At 75.9% G+C, this 18,197-nt stretch carries 16 protein-coding genes and 1 pseudogene; 6 read left to right on the top strand and 11 right to left on the bottom strand.

Going from position 1 to position 18,197, the window contains the following annotated elements; translation table 11 throughout:
- Positions 1-11: 11 nt before the first annotated feature.
- From P3H78_RS08825 to P3H78_RS08805, 4 genes are all read right to left on the bottom strand, one after another.
- On the bottom strand, positions 12-938 hold the full coding sequence (locus P3H78_RS08825; RefSeq protein ID WP_276108274.1) for a class I SAM-dependent methyltransferase: 927 nt from the start codon (positions 936-938) through the stop codon (positions 12-14).
- Positions 939-1,195: 257 nt separating this feature from the next.
- Complete coding sequence (locus P3H78_RS08815; RefSeq protein WP_276108273.1) at positions 1,196-1,942, bottom strand: class I SAM-dependent methyltransferase; 747 nt, start codon at positions 1,940-1,942, stop codon at positions 1,196-1,198.
- A gap of 47 nt (positions 1,943-1,989) precedes the next feature.
- A complete protein-coding gene (locus P3H78_RS08810) occupies positions 1,990-2,295 on the bottom strand; it encodes a 4a-hydroxytetrahydrobiopterin dehydratase (protein ID WP_276108272.1) in 306 nt (101 codons plus the stop codon).
- Positions 2,296-2,382: 87 nt separating this feature from the next.
- The gene (locus P3H78_RS08805) at positions 2,383-3,486 is read right to left on the bottom strand and encodes an ADP-ribosylglycohydrolase family protein (protein WP_276108271.1); all 1,104 of its coding nucleotides are present in this window, start codon (positions 3,484-3,486) and stop codon (positions 2,383-2,385) included.
- 50 nt (positions 3,487-3,536) lie between these two features.
- Here P3H78_RS08805 and P3H78_RS08800 point away from each other — a divergent pair, with 50 nt between their 5' ends.
- From P3H78_RS08800 to P3H78_RS08790, 3 genes are all read left to right on the top strand, one after another.
- On the top strand, positions 3,537-4,370 hold the full coding sequence (locus P3H78_RS08800) for a helix-turn-helix domain-containing protein (protein WP_276108270.1): 834 nt from the start codon (positions 3,537-3,539) through the stop codon (positions 4,368-4,370).
- A 131-nt stretch (positions 4,371-4,501) separates the two neighbouring features.
- Positions 4,502-5,365 carry a Sco1979 family transcriptional regulator gene (locus P3H78_RS08795; RefSeq protein WP_276108269.1) on the top strand — a complete coding sequence of 288 codons (864 nt, stop codon included), beginning with the start codon at positions 4,502-4,504 and terminating at the stop codon, positions 5,363-5,365.
- Positions 5,366-5,548: 183 nt separating this feature from the next.
- A complete protein-coding gene (locus tag P3H78_RS08790) occupies positions 5,549-6,037 on the top strand; it encodes a nitrate reductase molybdenum cofactor assembly chaperone (protein WP_276108268.1) in 489 nt (162 codons plus the stop codon).
- A gap of 93 nt (positions 6,038-6,130) precedes the next feature.
- Here the strand turns inward: P3H78_RS08790 and P3H78_RS08785 are convergent.
- A pseudogene (locus tag P3H78_RS08785) lies at positions 6,131-6,340 on the bottom strand (hypothetical protein); the annotation flags it as partial.
- A 397-nt stretch (positions 6,341-6,737) separates the two neighbouring features.
- Here P3H78_RS08785 and P3H78_RS08780 point away from each other — a divergent pair.
- On the top strand, positions 6,738-8,399 hold the full coding sequence (locus tag P3H78_RS08780; RefSeq protein ID WP_276108267.1) for a sigma-70 family RNA polymerase sigma factor: 1,662 nt from the start codon (positions 6,738-6,740) through the stop codon (positions 8,397-8,399).
- 96 nt (positions 8,400-8,495) lie between these two features.
- Here P3H78_RS08780 and dnaK read toward each other — a convergent pair whose 3' ends face one another.
- The 4 genes from dnaK to P3H78_RS08760 form a co-directional block, all read right to left on the bottom strand.
- A complete protein-coding gene (gene dnaK / locus P3H78_RS08775; RefSeq protein ID WP_276108266.1) occupies positions 8,496-10,385 on the bottom strand; it encodes a molecular chaperone DnaK in 1,890 nt (629 codons plus the stop codon).
- Positions 10,386-10,537: 152 nt separating this feature from the next.
- On the bottom strand, positions 10,538-10,963 hold the full coding sequence (locus P3H78_RS08770; protein WP_276108265.1) for an OsmC family protein: 426 nt from the start codon (positions 10,961-10,963) through the stop codon (positions 10,538-10,540).
- 204 nt (positions 10,964-11,167) lie between these two features.
- On the bottom strand, positions 11,168-13,282 hold the full coding sequence (locus tag P3H78_RS08765) for a phage holin family protein (RefSeq protein WP_276108264.1): 2,115 nt from the start codon (positions 13,280-13,282) through the stop codon (positions 11,168-11,170).
- Between the two features lie 327 nt (positions 13,283-13,609).
- The gene (locus P3H78_RS08760; protein WP_276108263.1) at positions 13,610-14,044 is read right to left on the bottom strand and encodes a hypothetical protein; all 435 of its coding nucleotides are present in this window, start codon (positions 14,042-14,044) and stop codon (positions 13,610-13,612) included.
- An 86-nt stretch (positions 14,045-14,130) separates the two neighbouring features.
- Here P3H78_RS08760 and P3H78_RS08755 point away from each other — a divergent pair, with 86 nt between their 5' ends.
- Positions 14,131-14,907, top strand: coding sequence for an MBL fold metallo-hydrolase (locus P3H78_RS08755; protein WP_276108262.1), 777 nt, complete (start codon positions 14,131-14,133; stop codon positions 14,905-14,907).
- On the top strand, positions 14,907-15,563 hold the full coding sequence (locus tag P3H78_RS08750) for a DedA family protein (RefSeq protein ID WP_276108261.1): 657 nt from the start codon (positions 14,907-14,909) through the stop codon (positions 15,561-15,563). The genes P3H78_RS08755 and P3H78_RS08750 overlap by 1 nt, the downstream gene beginning before the upstream one ends.
- A 19-nt stretch (positions 15,564-15,582) precedes the next feature.
- Here P3H78_RS08750 and P3H78_RS08745 read toward each other — a convergent pair whose 3' ends face one another.
- Complete coding sequence (locus P3H78_RS08745) at positions 15,583-16,644, bottom strand: MBL fold metallo-hydrolase (RefSeq protein ID WP_276108260.1); 1,062 nt, start codon at positions 16,642-16,644, stop codon at positions 15,583-15,585.
- Complete coding sequence (locus tag P3H78_RS08740) at positions 16,641-17,885, bottom strand: aminotransferase class I/II-fold pyridoxal phosphate-dependent enzyme (RefSeq protein ID WP_276108259.1); 1,245 nt, start codon at positions 17,883-17,885, stop codon at positions 16,641-16,643. Before P3H78_RS08740 ends, P3H78_RS08745 begins: the two co-directional genes overlap by 4 nt.
- Between the last annotated feature and the right edge of the window lie 312 nt (positions 17,886-18,197).

Genomic DNA, 18,197 nt, shown 5'->3' with positions numbered 1-18,197 from the left:
GTGCGGCGCGGTCAGGCCGGCCGGACCGCCGTGTACACGGTGTGCACCTTGAGGACGAACACGTCGCTCCTGCGGTGCACGCTCGCCTCGTCGTCCGGGTCGAGCAGGCGGTCCAGCGTGGCCCGGTCCCCGGCGTCGAGGGCGTCCCCGAGTCCCTCGCGGAACCAGTCCAGGGAGTTCACGACGTGGGCGCGGGCCTGCTCGCCGACCGGTGCGGGCAGGTCGAGGAGGAAGCTGCGGGTGCCGGTGTGCCGCAGGCCCGCGGCGGCCAGCAGCGCCGGCCAGTCCTCGGTCTCGGCGACGTGGCCGGGGAGTTCGGCCCGCATCCGGGCGAACCACTCCGCCTCCACCGCGTCGATCCGCGCCTGGAGGCCCGGGCGGCCGATCCCGATGTCCCGGGGCAGGAACCGTGCGGACAGGCCGCCCTCCAGCAGCGCGAGCGTCCCGCCGGGTGCCAGCCGGGCCGCGAAGGCGCGGAGGGCGGCCCGCTGGTCGCCCACGTGGTGCAGGCTGTTGCTGGCCCAGAGCAGATCGGCCGGATACTCCAACTCTTCCAGCACATCGGGGAGTTCACCGGCGAGGGTGGTGAGGCGGTCGGCGAGGCCGAGGCGCGCCGCACGCTCCGCGGCGCGCTCCAGCAGCGGAGCCGAGCCGTCCACGGCGACCACCCGGGCCTTGGGGAACGTCTCGGCGAACTGGCAGGACAGGACCCCCGGCCCGCTGCCCGAGTCCACGATCAGGCCGGGCTCGGGCGCGCGCTCGGCCAGCCACGCCATGACCCGCCCGTACAGCGGCGCCAACAGCTCCGCCTGCGCTTCGAGCCGGGGTGCCATCACCGCCCAGTCGAGGTCGGTGCCGTGGTGGTGCCCGTGGTGGGACGCGTGGTCGTGGGTCGCCTGCGGCCGGGGGCCGTGGTGGGCGTGGGGCTCGTGCGCCATGGTGGTCAGCCTCTCCTGTCGGTGCGCCCAGCCTGCGCCGACGCACCGCCCGGGGGCCAGCGGCCTTGCCGGGACGGCAAAAAACCGGGTGCGGCGCTCCCGGCGGCCGGCCCCGCTTCATGGCCCGGCCTCCGCTGCACCCGGCGGTGCCGCTGGAGCCGGAGCGGGCGGACGGCGACCACTCGGCGGTGGAGTCCGCGATCCTCCGGGGCCTGCCCGGCGCACCGGCGGCCGGGTGACGGAGCGGACGGGACGGCTCAGGCGCCGGGGGGCTTGCGGAAGGCCCGCAGGCTGAAGACGGGGTCGGGGCGGGGGCGGTCCTGGTCGGGCAGCCGGGCCAGCCGGGCGGCGAACTCCTCGGTCAGCGGGTCGCCGGGCGGCAGCGTGACGAACCAGCCGCGGCGCAGGTCGGCGATGGTGCGGCGGGGACTTCGCCCCTGACCGCGGCCCGGGAAGCGGGCGCGACCGGCCGGGACCAGCCGGTGCGCGGCGGCGTACCGCTCGATCAGGGCGGCGGAGTCGTGGACCGGGCCGGGCGGCCGGGCGGTCAGCACGGCGTCGATGTCGCTGCCGACGTTGTGCGCGGCGGCCTTGTCGACGGTGGTGACGTACACCCCGCCGGGCCGGAGGACGCGGGCACACTCGGCGACGACGCTGCGGGCGTCGTCGGGGCTCGCGGTCAGGTGCAGCAGCCACACGCTGGTGACGGCGTCGAACCGGCCGCGCGGGAAGGGCAGGCGGCGGCTGTCGCCGAGCACCACGGAGCCGGGCAGCCGGGCCGACGCCTGGCGGGCCATGGCCGTCGCCCGGTCGACGCCGGTCACCCGGGCGCCCGCGGCGGACGCGAGCCTGCGGGTGACGATGCCGGTGCCGCAGCCGACGTCGAGCAGGGTGCGGGTGCCGGCCGGCAGCAGGCCGGCCACCGCGCCGGCGGCGGCCTGCGCGCGGGGCTCGCCGCCGCGCGAGGCGTCGTAGCGCTCGGCTTCCTCGTCGTAGTCCAGCACGCCGCTCCCCCTCCAGTGCCCGTCGTGGCGCCGGTGTCCCGGACGGGTCAGCTCGCCCCGTGCCCGGGGGCGAGGTCCTGCACCCGGCGGGCGAGTTCGAAGTCCTTCCCGGTGACGGCGCCGCCCGCGCTGTGCGTGTGCACGCTCAGCGACACGGTGTTGTAGCCGAGGGTGAGGTCGGAGTGGTGGTCGAGCTCCTCCTGCACCTGGGCGACGTGCACCACCATCGCCGTCGCCGCGAAGTGCGAGCCGAGCCGGAAGGACCGGGTGAGGCGGCCCTCCTCGAAGGACCAGCCCGGCAGCTCGGTCAGCCGGTCCTCGATCTCCTTCGGCGTCAGCGGTTCGACGGCCATGGGGTCGCTCCTCACCTCGGTGTCGCGTCCCGCCTCAGCCTGCCACAGACGGGCCGCCGCGTCCCCGGCCGGCCGGGGGCGCGGGGGTCACCCGCGGACGCACTCGGCGGCCAGGTCGTCCGCCAGCGCGGCGATCCGCGCCCTCCCCTCGACGCGCTCCACCCAGGCGTGCGGCAGTCCGTGGTCGCCGTGCCGGGTGCCGAGGATGTTGCCGCAGACGGAACCGGTGGAGTCGCTGTCGCCCGAGTGGTTGACGGCCAGCAGGAGGGCGTCCTCGACGCGGTGGGCGGCGAGGGCGCAGTAGACGCCGATGGCCAGGGCCTCCTCGGCGACCCAGCCGGCTCCGAGCCGCTCCACCTTCCCGGCGTCCGGGCCGCCCTCGGCGGCGAGGTCGACGGCCCGGGCGAGGGCGGCGGTGGTCTCCTCGTGGCCGGGGTGCCGGGCGAGCAGGCGCAGGGTGCGCAGCACGGCGCCCTCGACGGAGTCCCCGGTCACCAGGTACGACACGATCGCGGCCAGCGCACCGGCCGGGTAGTAGCCGGTGGGGTGCCCGTGGGTGGTCTGGGCGCACAGCGCGGCCGTCCGGAAGGCCTCGGCGGCGCCGGCGCGGGTGAGGCCGAAGGGCGCCGCGCGCATCACGGCGCCGCAGCCCTTGGAGTCGGGGTTGACCGGTCCGGGCGGGCCGAGCTCGGCGGAGGGCGAGGGCACGAAGTCGCGGGCCAGTCCGGACAGGCACGCGTTGCCGGGTGCGCGGCGGGCGTAGAGCCAGGCCTCGTCGACCAGGCCGCCCCGCGGGCCCTGGTACGTGCCGGCGGCGGTCCGGTCCGGGCCGCCCGCGCCGGGGCCGGACGCCTGCTGGGTGTGCAGCCAGCGCTCGTACGCCCAGCGCACCATGCGGGACCAGCCGCCGCCGATGCCCTTGAGCCGCTCCCGCTCGTGGGCCTGGCGGAGGCCCTCGGCGCTGAACAGCGTCATCTGGGTGTCGTCGCTGACCAGGCCGGCGACGCCGTCGGCGCCGGGCACCAGGTCGCTCACGCCGCGCGGGCCGTGCACGGCGCGGATGCGGTCCAGGGAGTCGAACTCGACCGGGTAGCCGAGGGCGTCGCCGACGGCGCCGCCGAGGAGGCACCCGCGCACTCTGGCCCGGTACACCGCCGTCGTCTCCCAGGACAGTTGCCGCGGTTCGTTCATGCGCAGGAATCCTCCGGTCTCCTCGGCGGTGCTCGACTACCGTCGTCGGCATGTCCATTGTCGCGTCCCGTCCCGCTCCCCCGTCCGCCCCGTCCCCGGGTGCGGGGGTGGGTGCGCTGCTCCGCTCCTGGCGGGCGCGGCGGAAGGTGAGCCAGCTGGAGCTGGCGCTGCGCGCCGAATCCTCGTCCCGGCACATCAGTTTCATCGAGACGGGCCGGTCCCGGCCGAGCGAGGAGATGGTGCTGCGGCTGGCGGAGCACCTCGACGTACCCGTGCGGGAGCGCAACGCGCTGCTCCTGGCGGCCGGTTACGCCCCGTACTACCCGGAGACCCCGATGGACGCCCCGGCGCTGGGTGCGCTGCGCGACGGCCTGGAGCGGCTGATCCGGGGCTACGAGCCGTATCTGGCGCTGGTGGTGGACGCGGCGTACGACGTGGTGACGGCGAACCGCGGCATCGCGATGCTGCTGGAGGGCGTCCCCGCCCCCCTGCTCGAACCACCGCTGAACGCGATGCGGCTGACGCTGCATCCGCAGGGGCTGGCCCCGCGCATCCGCAACCTGCGGGAGTGGCGCGGGCATCTGCTGGCGCAGATGGAGCGGCAGCTCGCGCTGCACCGCTCGGCCGTGCTGCGCGCCCTGTACGAGGAGGTGGCGGCGTACCCGGTCGAGGAGGGCGGGACCGAGGAGGAGCAACCGGCCGGGGAGGTGCCCTGCTTCGCGCTGCCGCTGCGGATCGAGCACGCGGGCCGGGCGCTGTCGTTCGTGTCGTCGATCTCCACCTTCAACACGCCGATGGACGTGACGGTCGCGGAGTTGGCCATCGAGACGTTCCTGCCGGCGGACCCGGCGACCGTCGCGTACCTGCACGCCATGGCGTCCTGAGACGGGCGGGCCGCACGGGGGTTCGTTCACCTCCTGTGCGGCGCGGTGACGCGTGGCACACTGCTCCCAGACTTCGGCGTGCACGGCCGTCGGGGGTGTGCCGTGTGCAGGATGTGCAAGGGGAGGGCGGCGTGAGCGAGCGGCGGCCCGCGCCCACCGTGGGCCAGGTGGTGCTCGGCAGGCGTCTGCAGGAGCTGCGGGAGGCGTCCGGCCTGCGGCGCGAGGAGGCCGCGCGGGTGCTGCGGGTGGCCCCGGCGACCGTGCGGCGCATGGAGACGGCCGAGGTGGCCCTGAAGATCCCCTACGTGCAGCTGCTGTTGTCGGCGTACGGGGTGCCGGAGGCGGAGGCGGCCGCGTTCGTGGCGCTGGCCGAGGAGGCGAACCGGCCGGGCTGGTGGCAGCGGTTCCACGACGCGCTGCCGGAGTGGTTCAGCCTGTACGTCAGTCTGGAGGGCTCGGCCCGCCTGATCCGGTCCTACGAACCGCACTTCGTCCCGGGACTGCTCCAGACCGAGGCGTACGCGCGGGCCGTGCTGGAGTCGGGGACGGTCGGGCAGGCCGGGGCCCGGGCCGTCGAGCGGCACGTGACGCTGCGGCTGGAGCGGCAGCGGCTGCTGGAGCGCGAGGACCCGCCGCACCTGTGGGTGATCCTCGACGAGACGGTGCTGCGGCGGCCGGTGCGGGCGGACGGCGCGGTCATGCGCGAGCAGGTGGACAAGCTCCTGGAGTTCGGCGCCCGGGACCGGGTGACGGTGCAGATCGCCGAGTTCACGGACGGCCCGCACCCGGGGACGTCCGCGCCGTTCTCACTGTTCCGCTTCGCCGAGCCGGAGCTGCCCGACCTGGTGTACACCGAGTACCTGACCGGCGCCCTCTACCTGGACGCGCGGAGCGAGGTCTCCACGCATCTGGAGGTCCTGGACCACATGACGGCGCGGGCCGCGTCGGCGCAGCGCACCCGGAGGATCCTGCGCGCGTACCGGGCGTCCTACTGACCCGGTGGGCGGCGCGGACCGGGGGCGGCACGGCGGGCGGTCTGACCCGGACGGGTGCCGTGAACGGGTGCGCTCCCGCGCCCGCCCCTAGGTTCGAACCGCGGGCGGAGGGGAGCGCTCGCGGCCGGTGCACGGCCGCCGCGCGGCGCGCCCCGCACGGGCCCGACCCCCGAAGGAGACCCGATGCCCTCGGATGCCGTGCTGTACCAGGCGGCGGCGCTCTGTCTGACCCGTCCCGACGGTGACCTGTGCGCCCGGCTGCCGCTGCTGCGCGAGGCCGCCCCGCAACTGCGTGCGTTCACCGATCACGCGGCCGTCACCCCGCTGCCGGAGCTGACCGCGCACTACGCGCGGGTCTTCGGCCGGCGGCACCGGAACAGCCTGTACCTGAGCCGGTGGCCCGGCGGCGGTCGGCCGTCCGTGCGGCTGGCGCGGTTCCGGGAGCTGTACCGGGCGCACGGCCTGGAGTTCACCGGGGAGGAACTGCCGGACTTCCTGCCGTCGGTCCTGGAGTTCACCGCCCGGACCGGCGACACGGGCCTGCTCGTGGAGCACCGCGAGGGGCTGGAGCGGCTGCGGGCCCGGCTCGCCGGGGAGGGCACGCCGTACGCGTGCGTCCTGGCCGCGGTGTGCGCGGCCCTGCCGGCCGGGTCCGCCGGGGCGCGCCCGTGACGGGTGCGCCCCGGCGCTGCGGCCGGCAGCGGCACGTCCCGTCGGTGCGCCCGTGACGGACGCGCCCCCGCCGTGCCGCCGGCGGCGGGCCGGTCAGTCGGGCAGGCGGTCGAGGAGCCACACGGCGAGCTCCTCGGTGACGGCCGTGTGCGCCGTGGTGGCGAAGGAGCAGCAGTAGTCGTCCAGGTCGGACTCGTCCGGGCTCAGGTCGTCGACGGCGGCGTAGAGGTCCTTCTGCTGGTCGAGGTCGCGGACGGAGACCGCGCTGACCGAGGGGACGAAGCAGACGTCGCCGTGGCGCAGGGGGGGCGCCGAGCGTGAAGGCGCCGACCTCGCCCTCGGGGCGGTCGCTCCTGGATGTCGACATGATGGTGGTTCCTCCCTGCCGCGCGCCGGGGGCAGCAGCCCGACGGGTCCGGGCTGGACGGCTGCTCAGCGGGTGCGCGACGCCACCCATCCCGGTGTCCGGGGCCGTGACCCGTGCTGCCGATTCGCCCCGGTTCACCCCTTGAGAGCAGTGTGCCGACTCAGCGACTCTCTGCACGAATTGAGCCATTCGTGAAAACGGACTCATGTACGGTGCGGGACTGGTGTTCGTAACGTGCAGAACTGGTGTCGCAAGAACTGTTATCCGAGAAGCCCCCTGCGGTCTCCCAGGTGTCGGACGACGTCGACGCGCATCAAGGACAGGGACTTTGTGATGAGTGCACAGCACACGGTGGACCCGGCGGCGCTGGTGGAGGCCGCCCGGGACGGTGACCCGGAAGCTCAGGACGCCCTGGTCAGCGCGTACCTGCCACTGGTCTACAACATCGTGGGCCGGGCGCTGAACGGCTCGGTGGACGTGGACGACGTGGTGCAGGACACCATGCTGCGGGCCCTGGACGGGCTCGCCGGTCTGCGCGACCCGCAGAGCTTCCGCTCCTGGCTGGTGGCCATCGCGATGAACCGCGTCCGGGCGCACTGGCAGGACCGCCGGGGGGCGCCGGGCGCCGTGGAGGAGGCCGCCGAACTCGTCGACCCGGGCGCCGACTTCGTGGACCTGACGCTGGTGCGGCTGCAGCTGTCCGGGCAGCGGCAGGAGACCGCGCGCGCCACCCGCTGGCTCGAACCGGACGACCGGGGACTGCTGTCGCTGTGGTGGCTGGAGTGCGCGGGCGAGCTGACCCGGGCCGAGGTGGCTGCGGCGCTGAAGCTGTCGCCGCAGCACGCCGCGGTCCGGGTGCAGCGGATGAAGGCGCAGCTGGAGGCGGCCCGCGTCGTCGTACGGGCACTGGACGGGCAGCCGCCCTGCGAGGAGCTGCGGACCGGCGTGCTCGCGGGCTGGGACAGGCGGCCCTCCGCGCTGTGGCGCAAGCGAATAGCCCGGCACGCCCGCGACTGCCTGCACTGCGCGGGTCTGTGGAGCGGCCTCGTGCCCGCGGAGGGGCTGCTCGCGGGGCTGGCGCTCGTGCCGGTGTCCGCCGCCCTGGTGGCCGCGCTGCGCTCGCCCTCGGCGGGACTCGCGTCGACGGCCGCGATGACCCCCCTCGGGGCGGCGGGACTCGACGACGGCCCCGGTGGAGCGGCCCGGCACCGCTCGCCGGGCGGGCGGGCCGGAGCACCCGGGAGCCGTGCCGCCGCGTCGGCCCGGCGGCGGAGGCGGACGCGGCGGCGCGCGGTGGGCGGCGCGGTCGTGGCGGCCTGCCTGGCCGGCGGCGGACTGTGGTACGCCGGGTTCGGCCCCGGCTCCCCGCAGGAGACGGACACCGCGGCGCGCACCCCGGTGGCGCCCCTCACCGGCCGCGCGACGCCGGACGGGTCGGCGTCCGCGTCCGCCTCGCCCTCCCCCTCGGCGTCCCCGTCGCGGTCCGCGTCGAAGAGCCCGAGCCCCTCCCGCAGTCCCCGCGCCACCCGGACGAAGGCGTCGTCGGCGCCGAAGCCGAAGCCCCGGCCGACGCACCGGGCATCCAGCGCGCCGCCCGCCCAGCCCGCCCCGTCGGGCACGGTGGCGCAGGTCATCGCCCTGGTGAACAAGGAGCGCGCGTCCGCCGGCTGCAGCCCGGTCACGGAGGACCGGCAGCTGGACGCGGCCGCGCAGGGCCACTCCGACGACATGGCCGCCCGCGGCTTCTTCGACCACACCAACCCCGACGGCGCCGGTCCCGGCGAGCGCATCACCGCCGCCGGCTACCGCTGGTCGACCTACGGGGAGAACATCGCCCAGGGGCAGCAGACCCCGGAGTCGGTGATGACCTCGTGGATGAACAGCCCGGGCCACCGGGCCAACATCCTCAACTGCTCGTTCAAGAACCTCGGAGTAGGTGTCCACAAGGGCTCCGGCGGCCCCTGGTGGACGCAGGACTTCGGCGCCCGGATGTGACACCGCACCGATGCCGGCTCGGGTGGCTGCGCGCCGGTCCCGGCTCGGGTGACCGCACGCCGGTCCCGGCTCGGGTGACCGCACGCCGGTCCCGGCTCAGGCGGCGCCGCCCCGCGCGTCCCGCTCGTCGTCGACGATCTCCGCGTCCACCACGCCCTCCTCGTCGCGGGGCGGCGGGGTGCCGCCGTGCCCGGAATCCGGTCCGGTGTCCTGTCCGGCCGCCGCGTCCCCGGTCTGCGCCTGCGCGTACATCGCCTGCCCCATCCGCTGGCTGACGGAGGCGAGCCGCTCCACGCCGGTGCGCAGGGCGGGGGTGTCGGCGTGCCGCTCCAGCAGGTCCTTGAGCTCGGCGGCCGCCTCCTCGACCTCGGACCGGGTGTCCTCGGGGATCCGGTCCCGGTTGTCCTGGACGAACCGCTCGGTCTGGTAGACGAGCTGCTCGGCCTGGTTGCGGGTCTCGGCGGCCTCCCGGCGGGTGCGGTCCTCCTCCGCGTACCGCTCGGCGTCGCGGACCATGCGGTCGATGTCGTCCTTGGGCAGCGCCGAGCCGCCGGTCACCGTCATCTTCTGCTCGCGTCCGGTCGCGAGGTCCTTCGCGGACACGTGCATGATCCCGTCGGCGTCGATGTCGAAGGCGACCTCGATCTGCGGCACTCCGCGCGGGGCGGGCGGCAGGCCGGTCAGGTCGAAGACACCGAGCTTCTTGTTGGCGGCGGCCATCTCCCGTTCGCCCTGGTAGACCTGGATGCCGACGGAGGGCTGGTTGTCCTCCGCGGTGGTGAAGATCTCCGAACGGCGGGTGGGGATCGTCGTGTTGCGGTCGATGAGGCGGGTCATGATGCCGCCCTTGGTCTCGATGCCGAGGGACAGCGGGGTGACGTCGAGCAGCAGGACGTCCTTCACGTCGCCGCGCAGGACACCGGCCTGGAGCGCGGCCCCGACGGCCACCACCTCGTCGGGGTTGACGCCCTTGTGCGGGTCCTTTCCGGTCAGTTCCCGCACCAGGTCGGTGACGGCGGGCATGCGCGTCGAGCCGCCGACGAGGATGACGTGGTCGATCGCGGACAGCTCCACCCCGGCGTCGCGGACCGCCTGGTGGAAGGGCGTGCGGCAGCGGTCCAGGAGGTCGGCGGTGAGCTCCTGGAACTGGGCGCGGGTGAGCTTCTCGTCGAGGTGCAGCGGGCCCTCGGCGGAAGCGGTGACGTAGGGCAGGTTGACCGTCGTCTCGGAGGACGAGGACAGTTCGATCTTGGCCTTCTCGGCAGCCTCGCGCAGCCGCTGGAGCGCCATCCTGTCCTGGGCGAGGTCGACCCCGTACTGCCCCTTGAAGCGGTGGGTCAGGTGGTCCACGATCCGCTGGTCCCAGTCGTCGCCGCCGAGGCGGGTGTCGCCGTTGGTGGCCTTCACCTCGATCACGCCGTCGCCGATCTCCAGCAGGGAGACGTCGAAGGTGCCGCCGCCGAGGTCGAAGACGAGCACGGTCTGCTCCTCGCCCCGGTCCAGGCCGTAGGCGAGGGCGGCGGCCGTCGGCTCGTTGATGATCCTGAGGACCTTCAGACCGGCGATCTCCCCCGCCTCCTTGGTCGCCTGCCGCTGGGCGTCGTCGAAGTAGGCGGGGACGGTGATCACCGCGTCCGCGACGTCCTCGCCGAGGTACGACTCGGCGTCCCGCTTCAGCTTCTGCAGGACGCGCGCCGACAGCTCCTGCGCCCGGTAGCGGGTGCCGTCCACGGAGCCCTGCGCGGGGAAGCGCCAGGCGGTGTCGCCCATGTGGCGCTTGACGGAGCGGGCGGTGCGGTCGACGTTCGTCACGGCCTGCCGCTTGGCGACCTCGCCGACGAGCACCTCGCCGTTCTTGGCGAACGCCACCACCGACGGTGTGGTCCGCGCGCCCTCGGCGTTGGCGACGACGGTGGGCTCACCGCCCTCCAGGACGGCCACCACCGAGTTCGTGGTCCCGAGATCGATCCCCACCGCACGCGCCATGGCCGTCCCCTTCCGCCCGGAGCCCTCTTCCGCTTTCCAGCACAAAACTTGAGCGGCTCGTTGTCAATGCCGGCGGGGCGGGACGACGGGGAAACGACGGTGCCGCGCCCCGGGGAGGGGCGCGGCACCATGGGGCCGGTGGGCGGCCGTGGTCAGGCGAGCTTCGCCGTCAGGGTGATCGTCGTGCCCGTCAGGGCCTGGCTGACGGGGCAGTTCTTCTTGGCGTCCTCGGCGGCGGCGAGGAAGGCGGCCTCGTCGATGCCGGGCACGGTGCCCTCGACGGTGAGGTGGATGCCCGTGATGCCCTCACCCGGCTGGAAGGTCACGTCGGCCCTGGTCTCCAGCGTGGTGGGCGGCGTGCCGGCGCCGGCGAGGCCGTGCGAGAGCGCCATGGAGTAGCAGCTGGAGTGGGCGGCGGCGATCAGCTCCTCGGGGCTGGTCTTCCCGTTCGCCTGCTCGGCGCGCGACGGCCACGACACCGGCTGCTGGCCGATGCCGGAGGAGTCGAAGGAGACGACGCCGCTGCCCTGGAGCAGGTTGCCCTCCCACACGGTGTGTGCGGTACGCGTGGTTGCCACGGTGGTCCATGCCTTTCGCCTAGGGTCCCGGTGCCCGGGTTGCGTACCCGCCATCCGACCACACAAGCACCGCCTCCACCCGCAGAACCGGCCGCGACCTGCCGGAGCGGGCGTGGGTACGGGCCGGAGCGGGCGGCGGAGCGGCCGGGCGCGGGACCGGGGATGCACGGGGCGGCCGCGGGCACGCCCCGGGACCGGTCGGGCTCAGGCAGCGCGCCGGTCCGGCTGCTCGCCGACCGGGATCCGGGGGCCGTCCGCCTCGCGCAGCCAGCGGCGCAGTACGCGGTGCACCTGCTCGGCGCCGACGACCTCGCCGTCGGTGCCGTCCGCGCCGCAGGGCGGGGACAGGGCGAGCGGCGAGAGCAGGAAAGGGTGGGACTGGGCGCCGCCGAGGCCGCCGTGGGAGCCGATCTGCTCCTCGAAGGCGAGGACGTCGCCGCCGGCCGGGTCGTGGCTGGAGTTGACCATGATGTCGGCGGTGTGCGGGAAGGAGTGCGTACGGCGGACCGCGTCGGCGGCGCCGGGGCCGAAGGCCGCGAGAGGGCCGGGACGGGCGTCGAGGTCGGCCAGCGGGATCCGTGCCCCGTGCGCGCCGAGGACCAGGCCGCCGTGCTCCTCGCTGGCGACGAGCAGGAAGCCGACGCCGGGGTGGTCGGCGAGAGTGCGCAGCAGACCCGGGTGGCGGGCGTCGATCTCCTCCTCGGTCATCCGGTGCGGGACGTCGGGGAAGGACACCAGGCCGAGGTTGCCGGAGGCCAGCACCACGGGCTCGGCGCGGCGGCCGGCGGGCCGGTCGCGCGGCGAGGGCTCCTCGGCCGGGCGGCGCAGCGCCGCCCGCACCGCGGCCCGGGCCTCGGCGCCGCTGCGGGCGCTGTCCCGCTGGCCGGCGTCCACGCGGACGTCCGCGGCCCGGCGCGGCACGGGCAGTCCGCAGCCGGCCCGCACCAGGTCGCCCAGGGTCAGGCCGTGGCGGGCGCGGAAGGTCTCCCCGGGGCTCTGGCCGTGGTCGGAGAGCACCACGATCCGGTACGGGCGCGGGGCGTGCTCGGCGGCCTTCTCGATCAGGGCGAGGCAGCGGTCGAGCCGGTGCAGCACGCTGCGGGTGTCCCGGCCGAGCGGGCCGGAGTGGTGGGCGACCTCGTCATAGGCGACCAGGTCGGCGTAGACGGCGGTACGGCCGGCGAGCAGGTCGCCCATCACCGCGGCGGTGACGACGTCGCGTTCGACGACGGTGGCGAAGGCGCGGACCAGGGGGTACAGCCCGCCGCGGCCCACGCGGGGGCGCTGCCCGCGGAACCGGGCGCGGAGCGACTGGCCGATCTCGCGGGCGACCTCGGCGGTGAAGGACAGGGCGGTGCGGACGGCGTTGGCGGGGTCGGAGAAGTAGGCGAAGTAGCCGGAGCGGGACCGGGTGCGGCGGCCGCGCCGGGCCGACACCGACAGGACGAGGGCGAGTTCCTCGGCGCCGCCGCTGAACAGGTTGCCGCGGCCGGCGCCGTCCACGGCCAGCAGACCGGCGTCGCCGGTGCGTTCGACGGCCCGGCGCTGGAGTTCGGCCGCGCTCGCCGGGCGGTTGCTGACCATCACCTCGCCGGTCTCCTTCTCGTACCAGCGGAAGGCGGGGACGTCGTGGTTGGAGCCGTGCAGGATGGCGAGCTGGCTGGCCCCGGTCTGACTGGACCAGTCGGTGCGCCACGGGGTGAGGCGGTGGCTGGGCCGCTGTCCCGGCGCGGCGCCGAGCCAGCGGGCGACGGTCGGCATGAGACCGGCGCCGACGGCGTCCCGCAGGACGTCGTGGCCGACGCCGTCGAGCTGGACGACGACGGTGCCGGGGGCGGACGGGCCGGGTGGCAGCCGTCTGCGGCGGCGGTCGGAGAGCCGGTACAGCCGGCGCCGGTAGGCGTCGTCGTCGCGGACGGCGAGCGCGCCGCCGGTCGCCGAGGCCACCGCGGACATCACCGCGGCCACGACGACGGCGGTCTCGGGGGCGGCCTGCGGCTCGCCGGAGGGGTTCAGCCGCAGTGCGAGCAGCAGCAGCGATCCGTTGAGGAAGAACACCAGCAGCCCCAGCACGAGCGCCGGCACGAGCAGCAGCAGCCGGATCAGCAGCGGCCAGACGACGGCGGACAGCATGCCGAAGGCGCCGGCGCCGAAGGCCGCGGTCACCGCGATGCGGGTGGCGCTGTCGCCGCTCGGGGACTGGAGCCGGAAGTCGGGCAGGATCCCGGCGAGTACGAGCAGGGTGAGCGTGGAGACCGCCCACACCGTGATGCTCCGGCCGGCCTGACCGCCGATCCGCCGCCACCGCCCGCCCTGCACCCCGCACACCTCACGTCCCGGCCCGGTCCTGCGCACGGGCCCCCGCCAGCTTGCCACACCGCCCGCGACGGCCCGGGGCGCCGGGCACGGCGCCGCTCGGCGGCCGGCACGTCACCGCCCGGCCGTCTCGGTCCGGGCCGAACCCCGGCTCCGTGCGCGGGACCTGAGGTCTTTCGTTTGGATCATGCCGGATCAGAGAGCGGGGTCCGGTGCCGTGCATCGCGGGGCGGAGGAGAGGGCGCCGTGGCGGAGCCATGGCAACCGACGGCAACGCGGCGAGGCGCGGTGCCAGGGCCCGCGAGCCCGGCATGATCCGGACGAGAAACCCTAGCGGCCGTCGTACCCGGCCGTCGGCATGGACAGGCGGCGGTGGACGTGGGCCTTCATCCGGGCGTCGTAGGACGGCTCCGCCCGGCCCACCGTCTCCACCCGGACGCCGCGGCGCGCGCACTCCGCGGTGAACTCCTCGACGGAGGACAGCGCGCGCTCCAGGACCCGGCGGCTGGGGGCGACGAACAGGTCGACGCCGGGGCGCACCCCGTCCCACAGGGCGCTGTGGTCGGTGCGCAGTCCGCGGACGAGCAGCTCGCGCGCGACGACGTAGCCGTGCTCGGCGGCCCACCGTGCGCACATCGCGTGCTGGCTGCGGGAGTCGACGAGGAACGGGTCGTCGTTCAGCTCCTCCAGGGGCGTCAGGCTCGCGATCGCCGTGACGCGGACCGGCGCCGCGACGGCGCCGGAGGCATCCCGCTCCTCTCCCATGGCGTCCCCCTCACCTCCGGGATGTCGCCGCCGACCTTACCCCCGCACGTAGGCTCGGGGGGAGTCGCGCGAAGGAGGCAAAGAAGGTGCCGCTGGAGATCACCTGGTGGGGTCACGCGACGTGCACCGTCGAGGACTCGAACGTCCGCGTGCTCACCGATCCGCTGTTCACGCGCCGGCTCGGGCACCTGCGCCGGCGCCGGGGAGCGCTGCCGCCGCCGGACGCCCGCCGTGCGGACGTCGTGCTCGTCTCCCATCTGCACGCCGACCATCTGCACGTGCCCTCGCTGGCGCTGCTCGCGCCGGGCACCCGGCTGGTCGTCCCGCGGGGCGCGTCCCGCGCGGTGCCGGGGCTGCGGCGTCTGGGCGGCCGACTGAGGATCACCGAGGTGGAGCGCGGCGACCGCGTCGGCGTCGGCCCGCTCGCGGTCCGGGCGGTCGCCGCGCACCACGACGGGCGGCGGCTGCCGGTCGGGCCGCACCGCTCCCCCGCGCTCGGCTACGTCGTCGAGGGCGCCGCGCGGACGTACTTCGCCGGGGACACCGGCCTGTTCGACACGATGGCCGAGGAGGTCGGGCCGGTCGACACGGCGCTGCTGCCGGTCGGCGGCTGGGGGCCCTTCCTGGGCCCGGGGCATCTGGACGCGGGGCGGGCGGCCGAGGCGCTGGCCCGGCTGGCGCCGCGCAGCGCGGTGCCGGTGCACTACGGCACGTACTGGCCGATCGGCCTGGACGCGGTGCGCCCGCACGAATTCCACGCGCCGGGCGACGAGTTCGCGCGTCTGGCGGCCGGAGCGGCACCCGGGGTGGCGGTGCACCGGCCGGGGCACGGCGAGAGCCTGCGCCCGGAAGTCGCGCGGTGATGCGGCTGGCCGCCGCGGTGACGACGGTCGCGCCGCCGGAGTCCACGCAGCAGGCCGTCGGATACCCCTCGTTGTTCCTGCTGGTGCTGATCGGGGCGCTGGTGCCGGTGGTGCCGACCGGCGCGCTGGTGAGTTCGGCGGCGGTGGTCGCCTTCCACCAGTCGGCGCCCTTCTCCCCGGTGCTGGTGTTCGTCACGGCGTCGGTGGCCGCGTTCTGCGGGGACGCGGCGCTGTACTGGCTGGGACGGCGCGGCCTGGGGTCGCGGAACGGCTCGCGGTGGCTGGAGGCGATCCGGGCCAGGGCCACGCGGGACCGGCTCGCACAGGCGCAGGACAGGCTGGCCGCGCACGGGGTGGCGGTGCTGGTGCTGTCGCGGCTGGTGCCGGCCGGGCGGATACCGGTGATGCTGGCCTGCCTGCTGGCGCGGTGGCCCCTCGGCCGCTTCTCCCGCGGCAACCTTCCGGCGTGCCTGGCGTGGGCGTTCACGTACCAGCTGATCGGTGTGCTCGGCGGTTCCCTCTTCCCCGAGCCGTGGGAGGGGGTGCTGGCCGCGGTCCTGCTGACGGTGGCGCTCGGCGCGGCGCCGGGGATGTGGCGCCGGCTGCGCCGTACGCCCCCGGCGCCCCGGCACGAGCCGGGGTCCGGGCCGGGCTGAGCATCGGGCCGGGGCGCGCTCAGGTCAGGACGCGGGAGGCGCCGACCGGGAGGTCCCACAGGTCGTCCCGGGACAGCCCCGCCTTGTCCCAGGCGGCGCGCACCCGGGTCAGCGGCTCCAGGACGGGCTCGGCGGAGAGCACGAACGTGCCCCAGTGCATGGGGGCCATGCGGCGCGCACCGAGGTCCTGCGCGGCCTGCACCGCCTCCTCCGGGTCGCAGTGGACGTCGCTGAGCCACCAGCGCGGGTCGTAGGCGCCGACGGGGAGCAGGGCGAGGTCGATGCCCGGGTAGCGGCGGCCGATGCGGGTGAACCAGTGGCCGTACCCCGTGTCGCCGGCGAAGTGGACGCGCAGGCCGTCGGGGGCGGTGAGCACCCAGCCGCCCCACAGGCTGCGGCAGGTGTCGGTGAGGGTGCGCTTGGACCAGTGGTGGGCCGGGACGAAGTCGAGGCGGACACCGCGCAGTTCGGCCGCCTCCCACCAGTCCAGCTCGGTGACGCGGGTGAATCTGCGGCGCTGGAACCAGCGGCCGAGCCCGGCCGGCACGAACACCGGTGTGTCGCGCGGCAGCCGGCGCAGGGTGGGGGCGTCGAGGTGGTCGTAGTGGTTGTGGCTGATGACGACCGCGTCGACGGGGGGCAGGTCCTCCCACTCGACGCCGACCGGTGTGATGCGGGCGGGCGTGCCGATGATGCGGCGGGACCACACCGGGTCGGTGAGCACGGTCAGCCCGCCGATCCGGATCACCCAGCTGGCGTGTCCCGCCCAGGTGACGGCGACGGTGCGTGCGTCCACGCGGGGCAGCGGGGCGGGTTCGTACGGCAGCAGCGGGATGCCCGCGAGGCCCTCCCGGGCCGGGCGGACGGCACCCTCGCGGGCGAACCGGGCCAGGCCCTTGAGCCCGGGCAGCGGGGCGGTCAGCCGGTCGTGGAAGGTGCGCGGCCACACCCGGAGCTCGCCCAGCGGTCTGGGCGCGGCCAGCGGCGGCACCGGGGGCGGGGCCGGGTGCGGGGAGCGGGCCGTGGGGCCCCCGCCGGCGGACGGGGAGGCGGGCGTGGTCGACTCGGACTGCTGCGTCATCGGGGCGGCTCCCGTCGCTGAGCGTCGTCGCGGAGATCGTCGAGTACCGATGTCAGGGAGATCAACGCGCGTTGCACCCGGGGAAGTTCCCACGGCCGGGCCGACGCGAGCAGGTCCGCACCCTCCTCGTCGCCGCCGAGCAGGTGCCCGGTGGAGAGCCGGACGCGCAGCGCGCCGAGATCGTCCCCGAAGCGGTGGCCGCCCGGAGCGGCCGTGCCGAGGCGGGAGGTGAGGAAGTCCTCCAGTTCCTGTGCGTCACCGACGCCGCGGGCGGCGAGCGCGGAGCGCAGGGGGCCGAGGTCGGCGTAGAGGTGGCGGCCGGCCTGCGGCGGCCGGGCCAGTCCGCCCGCACCGACCACGGCGCTGTGCGCGGCGCGGGCCACGCGCGCGTGCAGCGCGACGGAGGCGGCCCGCCGCGCGGTGACCGGCCCGGGTTCGCCCAGTGCGTACGCGGCCGCGGCGGCGACCGGTTCGGCCACGCGGGCGTCGAGTGCGGTGAGCACGTCGAGCACGCGCGCGTGCAGGGCTTCCCCGCCGTCGCCGGCGGGGAAGCGGGCGACGGCCGCGGGCCAGCCGGTGGGCAGCAGCGCACCGGCGAGGTCGCTGACGACGGTGACCCGGCCGGGCAGCATCTCGGCGGGGCTGAGGAGCATCGTGGCCTGCGGGGTGTGCACGGTGTCGCGCCAGGTCTCGTCGCTGACCAGGTGCAGCCCCTCGGCGGCCGCGGCCTCCACGGTCTCGTGGAGCACCTCGGGCGGGGCGACGGTGGCGGTGGGGTCGTCGGCGACGGACAGCACCAGCAGCCGCGGGTCGCCGCCCTCGGCCCGGACCCGGCGCACGGTCTCCAGCAGGGCGTACGGGTCGGGCACGCCGCCGCACTCGGCGGGCGTCGCCACGTGGAAGGCCGGCCGGCCCAGCAGGCGGGCGTACGGCGCCCACCAGGCGGCGCACGGGCGGGGCACCAGCACGTCGCCGCCGAGCGCGGCAGTCAGCGCGACCAGCAGGGCGGGCGCGCCGGGGGCCGCCGCGACCCGGTCGGGCGCGGTCGGCAGGCCGCGCCGCGTCCAGTAGCCGCAGGCCGCGTCCCGCAGGTCGGTGCCGCCGCCGACCGGGCCCTGGACGGTCCGGTCCGCGGCGGCGGAGAGCACCGCGGTCAGTTCCGGCAGTACGGGCAGGCCGTCGCCGGGGAGGACGGGCCCGTACCGGACGGGGCCGTGTCCTTCCGGGTCCGTCCGCCGCATGGCTGCCTCCGCGCAGTCCCTGGTGCCTGCCGTGCCGTGTCCTGGTGCCGAGTTCGGTGGTGCCGTCTCCTGTGGTCGTGTGCCGGGTCGTGGGGCCGGTGGGGTGCCGTGGCGTCCTGCGGCGCCGGTGGTCCGTGCGGGGCCGCACGCGCCGTCCGTGCGGTCCGGGACGGGCGGCCTCCCCGGTAGGGGGACCCTTCGTCCGGTCCGTCTCGGGCGGGCCTCCGCTCCGCGGGAGGGCGGCGCGCGTGCCGTCCGGGGCGCGGGGGCCGTGGCCACGGCCTCTGCGTACCCATCAGGACGCACCCCCAT

It is taken from the genome of Streptomyces tropicalis (assembly GCF_029269835.1).
In the GTDB taxonomy this organism is placed as follows: domain Bacteria; phylum Actinomycetota; class Actinomycetes; order Streptomycetales; family Streptomycetaceae; genus Streptomyces; species Streptomyces tropicalis.
This window is presented reverse-complemented; position numbering and strand designations above follow the sequence as displayed.

Bases quoted from the DNA above. Each gene is read 5' to 3' on its own strand.
- P3H78_RS08780 (WP_276108267.1), top strand. From the start codon at position 6,738: ATGAGTGCACAGCACACGGTGGACCCGGCGGCGCTGGTGGAGGCCGCC.
- P3H78_RS08740 (WP_276108259.1), bottom strand. From the start codon at position 17,885: ATGCGGCGGACGGACCCGGAAGGACACGGCCCCGTCCGGTACGGGCCC.
- P3H78_RS08750 (WP_276108261.1), top strand. From the start codon at position 14,907: ATGCGGCTGGCCGCCGCGGTGACGACGGTCGCGCCGCCGGAGTCCACG.
- P3H78_RS08805 (WP_276108271.1), bottom strand. From the start codon at position 3,486: ATGAACGAACCGCGGCAACTGTCCTGGGAGACGACGGCGGTGTACCGG.
- P3H78_RS08810 (WP_276108272.1), bottom strand. From the start codon at position 2,295: ATGGCCGTCGAACCGCTGACGCCGAAGGAGATCGAGGACCGGCTGACC.
- P3H78_RS08745 (WP_276108260.1), bottom strand. From the start codon at position 16,644: ATGACGCAGCAGTCCGAGTCGACCACGCCCGCCTCCCCGTCCGCCGGC.
- P3H78_RS08790 (WP_276108268.1), top strand. From the start codon at position 5,549: ATGCCCTCGGATGCCGTGCTGTACCAGGCGGCGGCGCTCTGTCTGACC.
- P3H78_RS08760 (WP_276108263.1), bottom strand. From the start codon at position 14,044: ATGGGAGAGGAGCGGGATGCCTCCGGCGCCGTCGCGGCGCCGGTCCGC.
- dnaK (WP_276108266.1), bottom strand. From the start codon at position 10,385: ATGGCGCGTGCGGTGGGGATCGATCTCGGGACCACGAACTCGGTGGTG.
- P3H78_RS08800 (WP_276108270.1), top strand. From the start codon at position 3,537: ATGTCCATTGTCGCGTCCCGTCCCGCTCCCCCGTCCGCCCCGTCCCCG.
- P3H78_RS08825 (WP_276108274.1), bottom strand. From the start codon at position 938: ATGGCGCACGAGCCCCACGCCCACCACGGCCCCCGGCCGCAGGCGACC.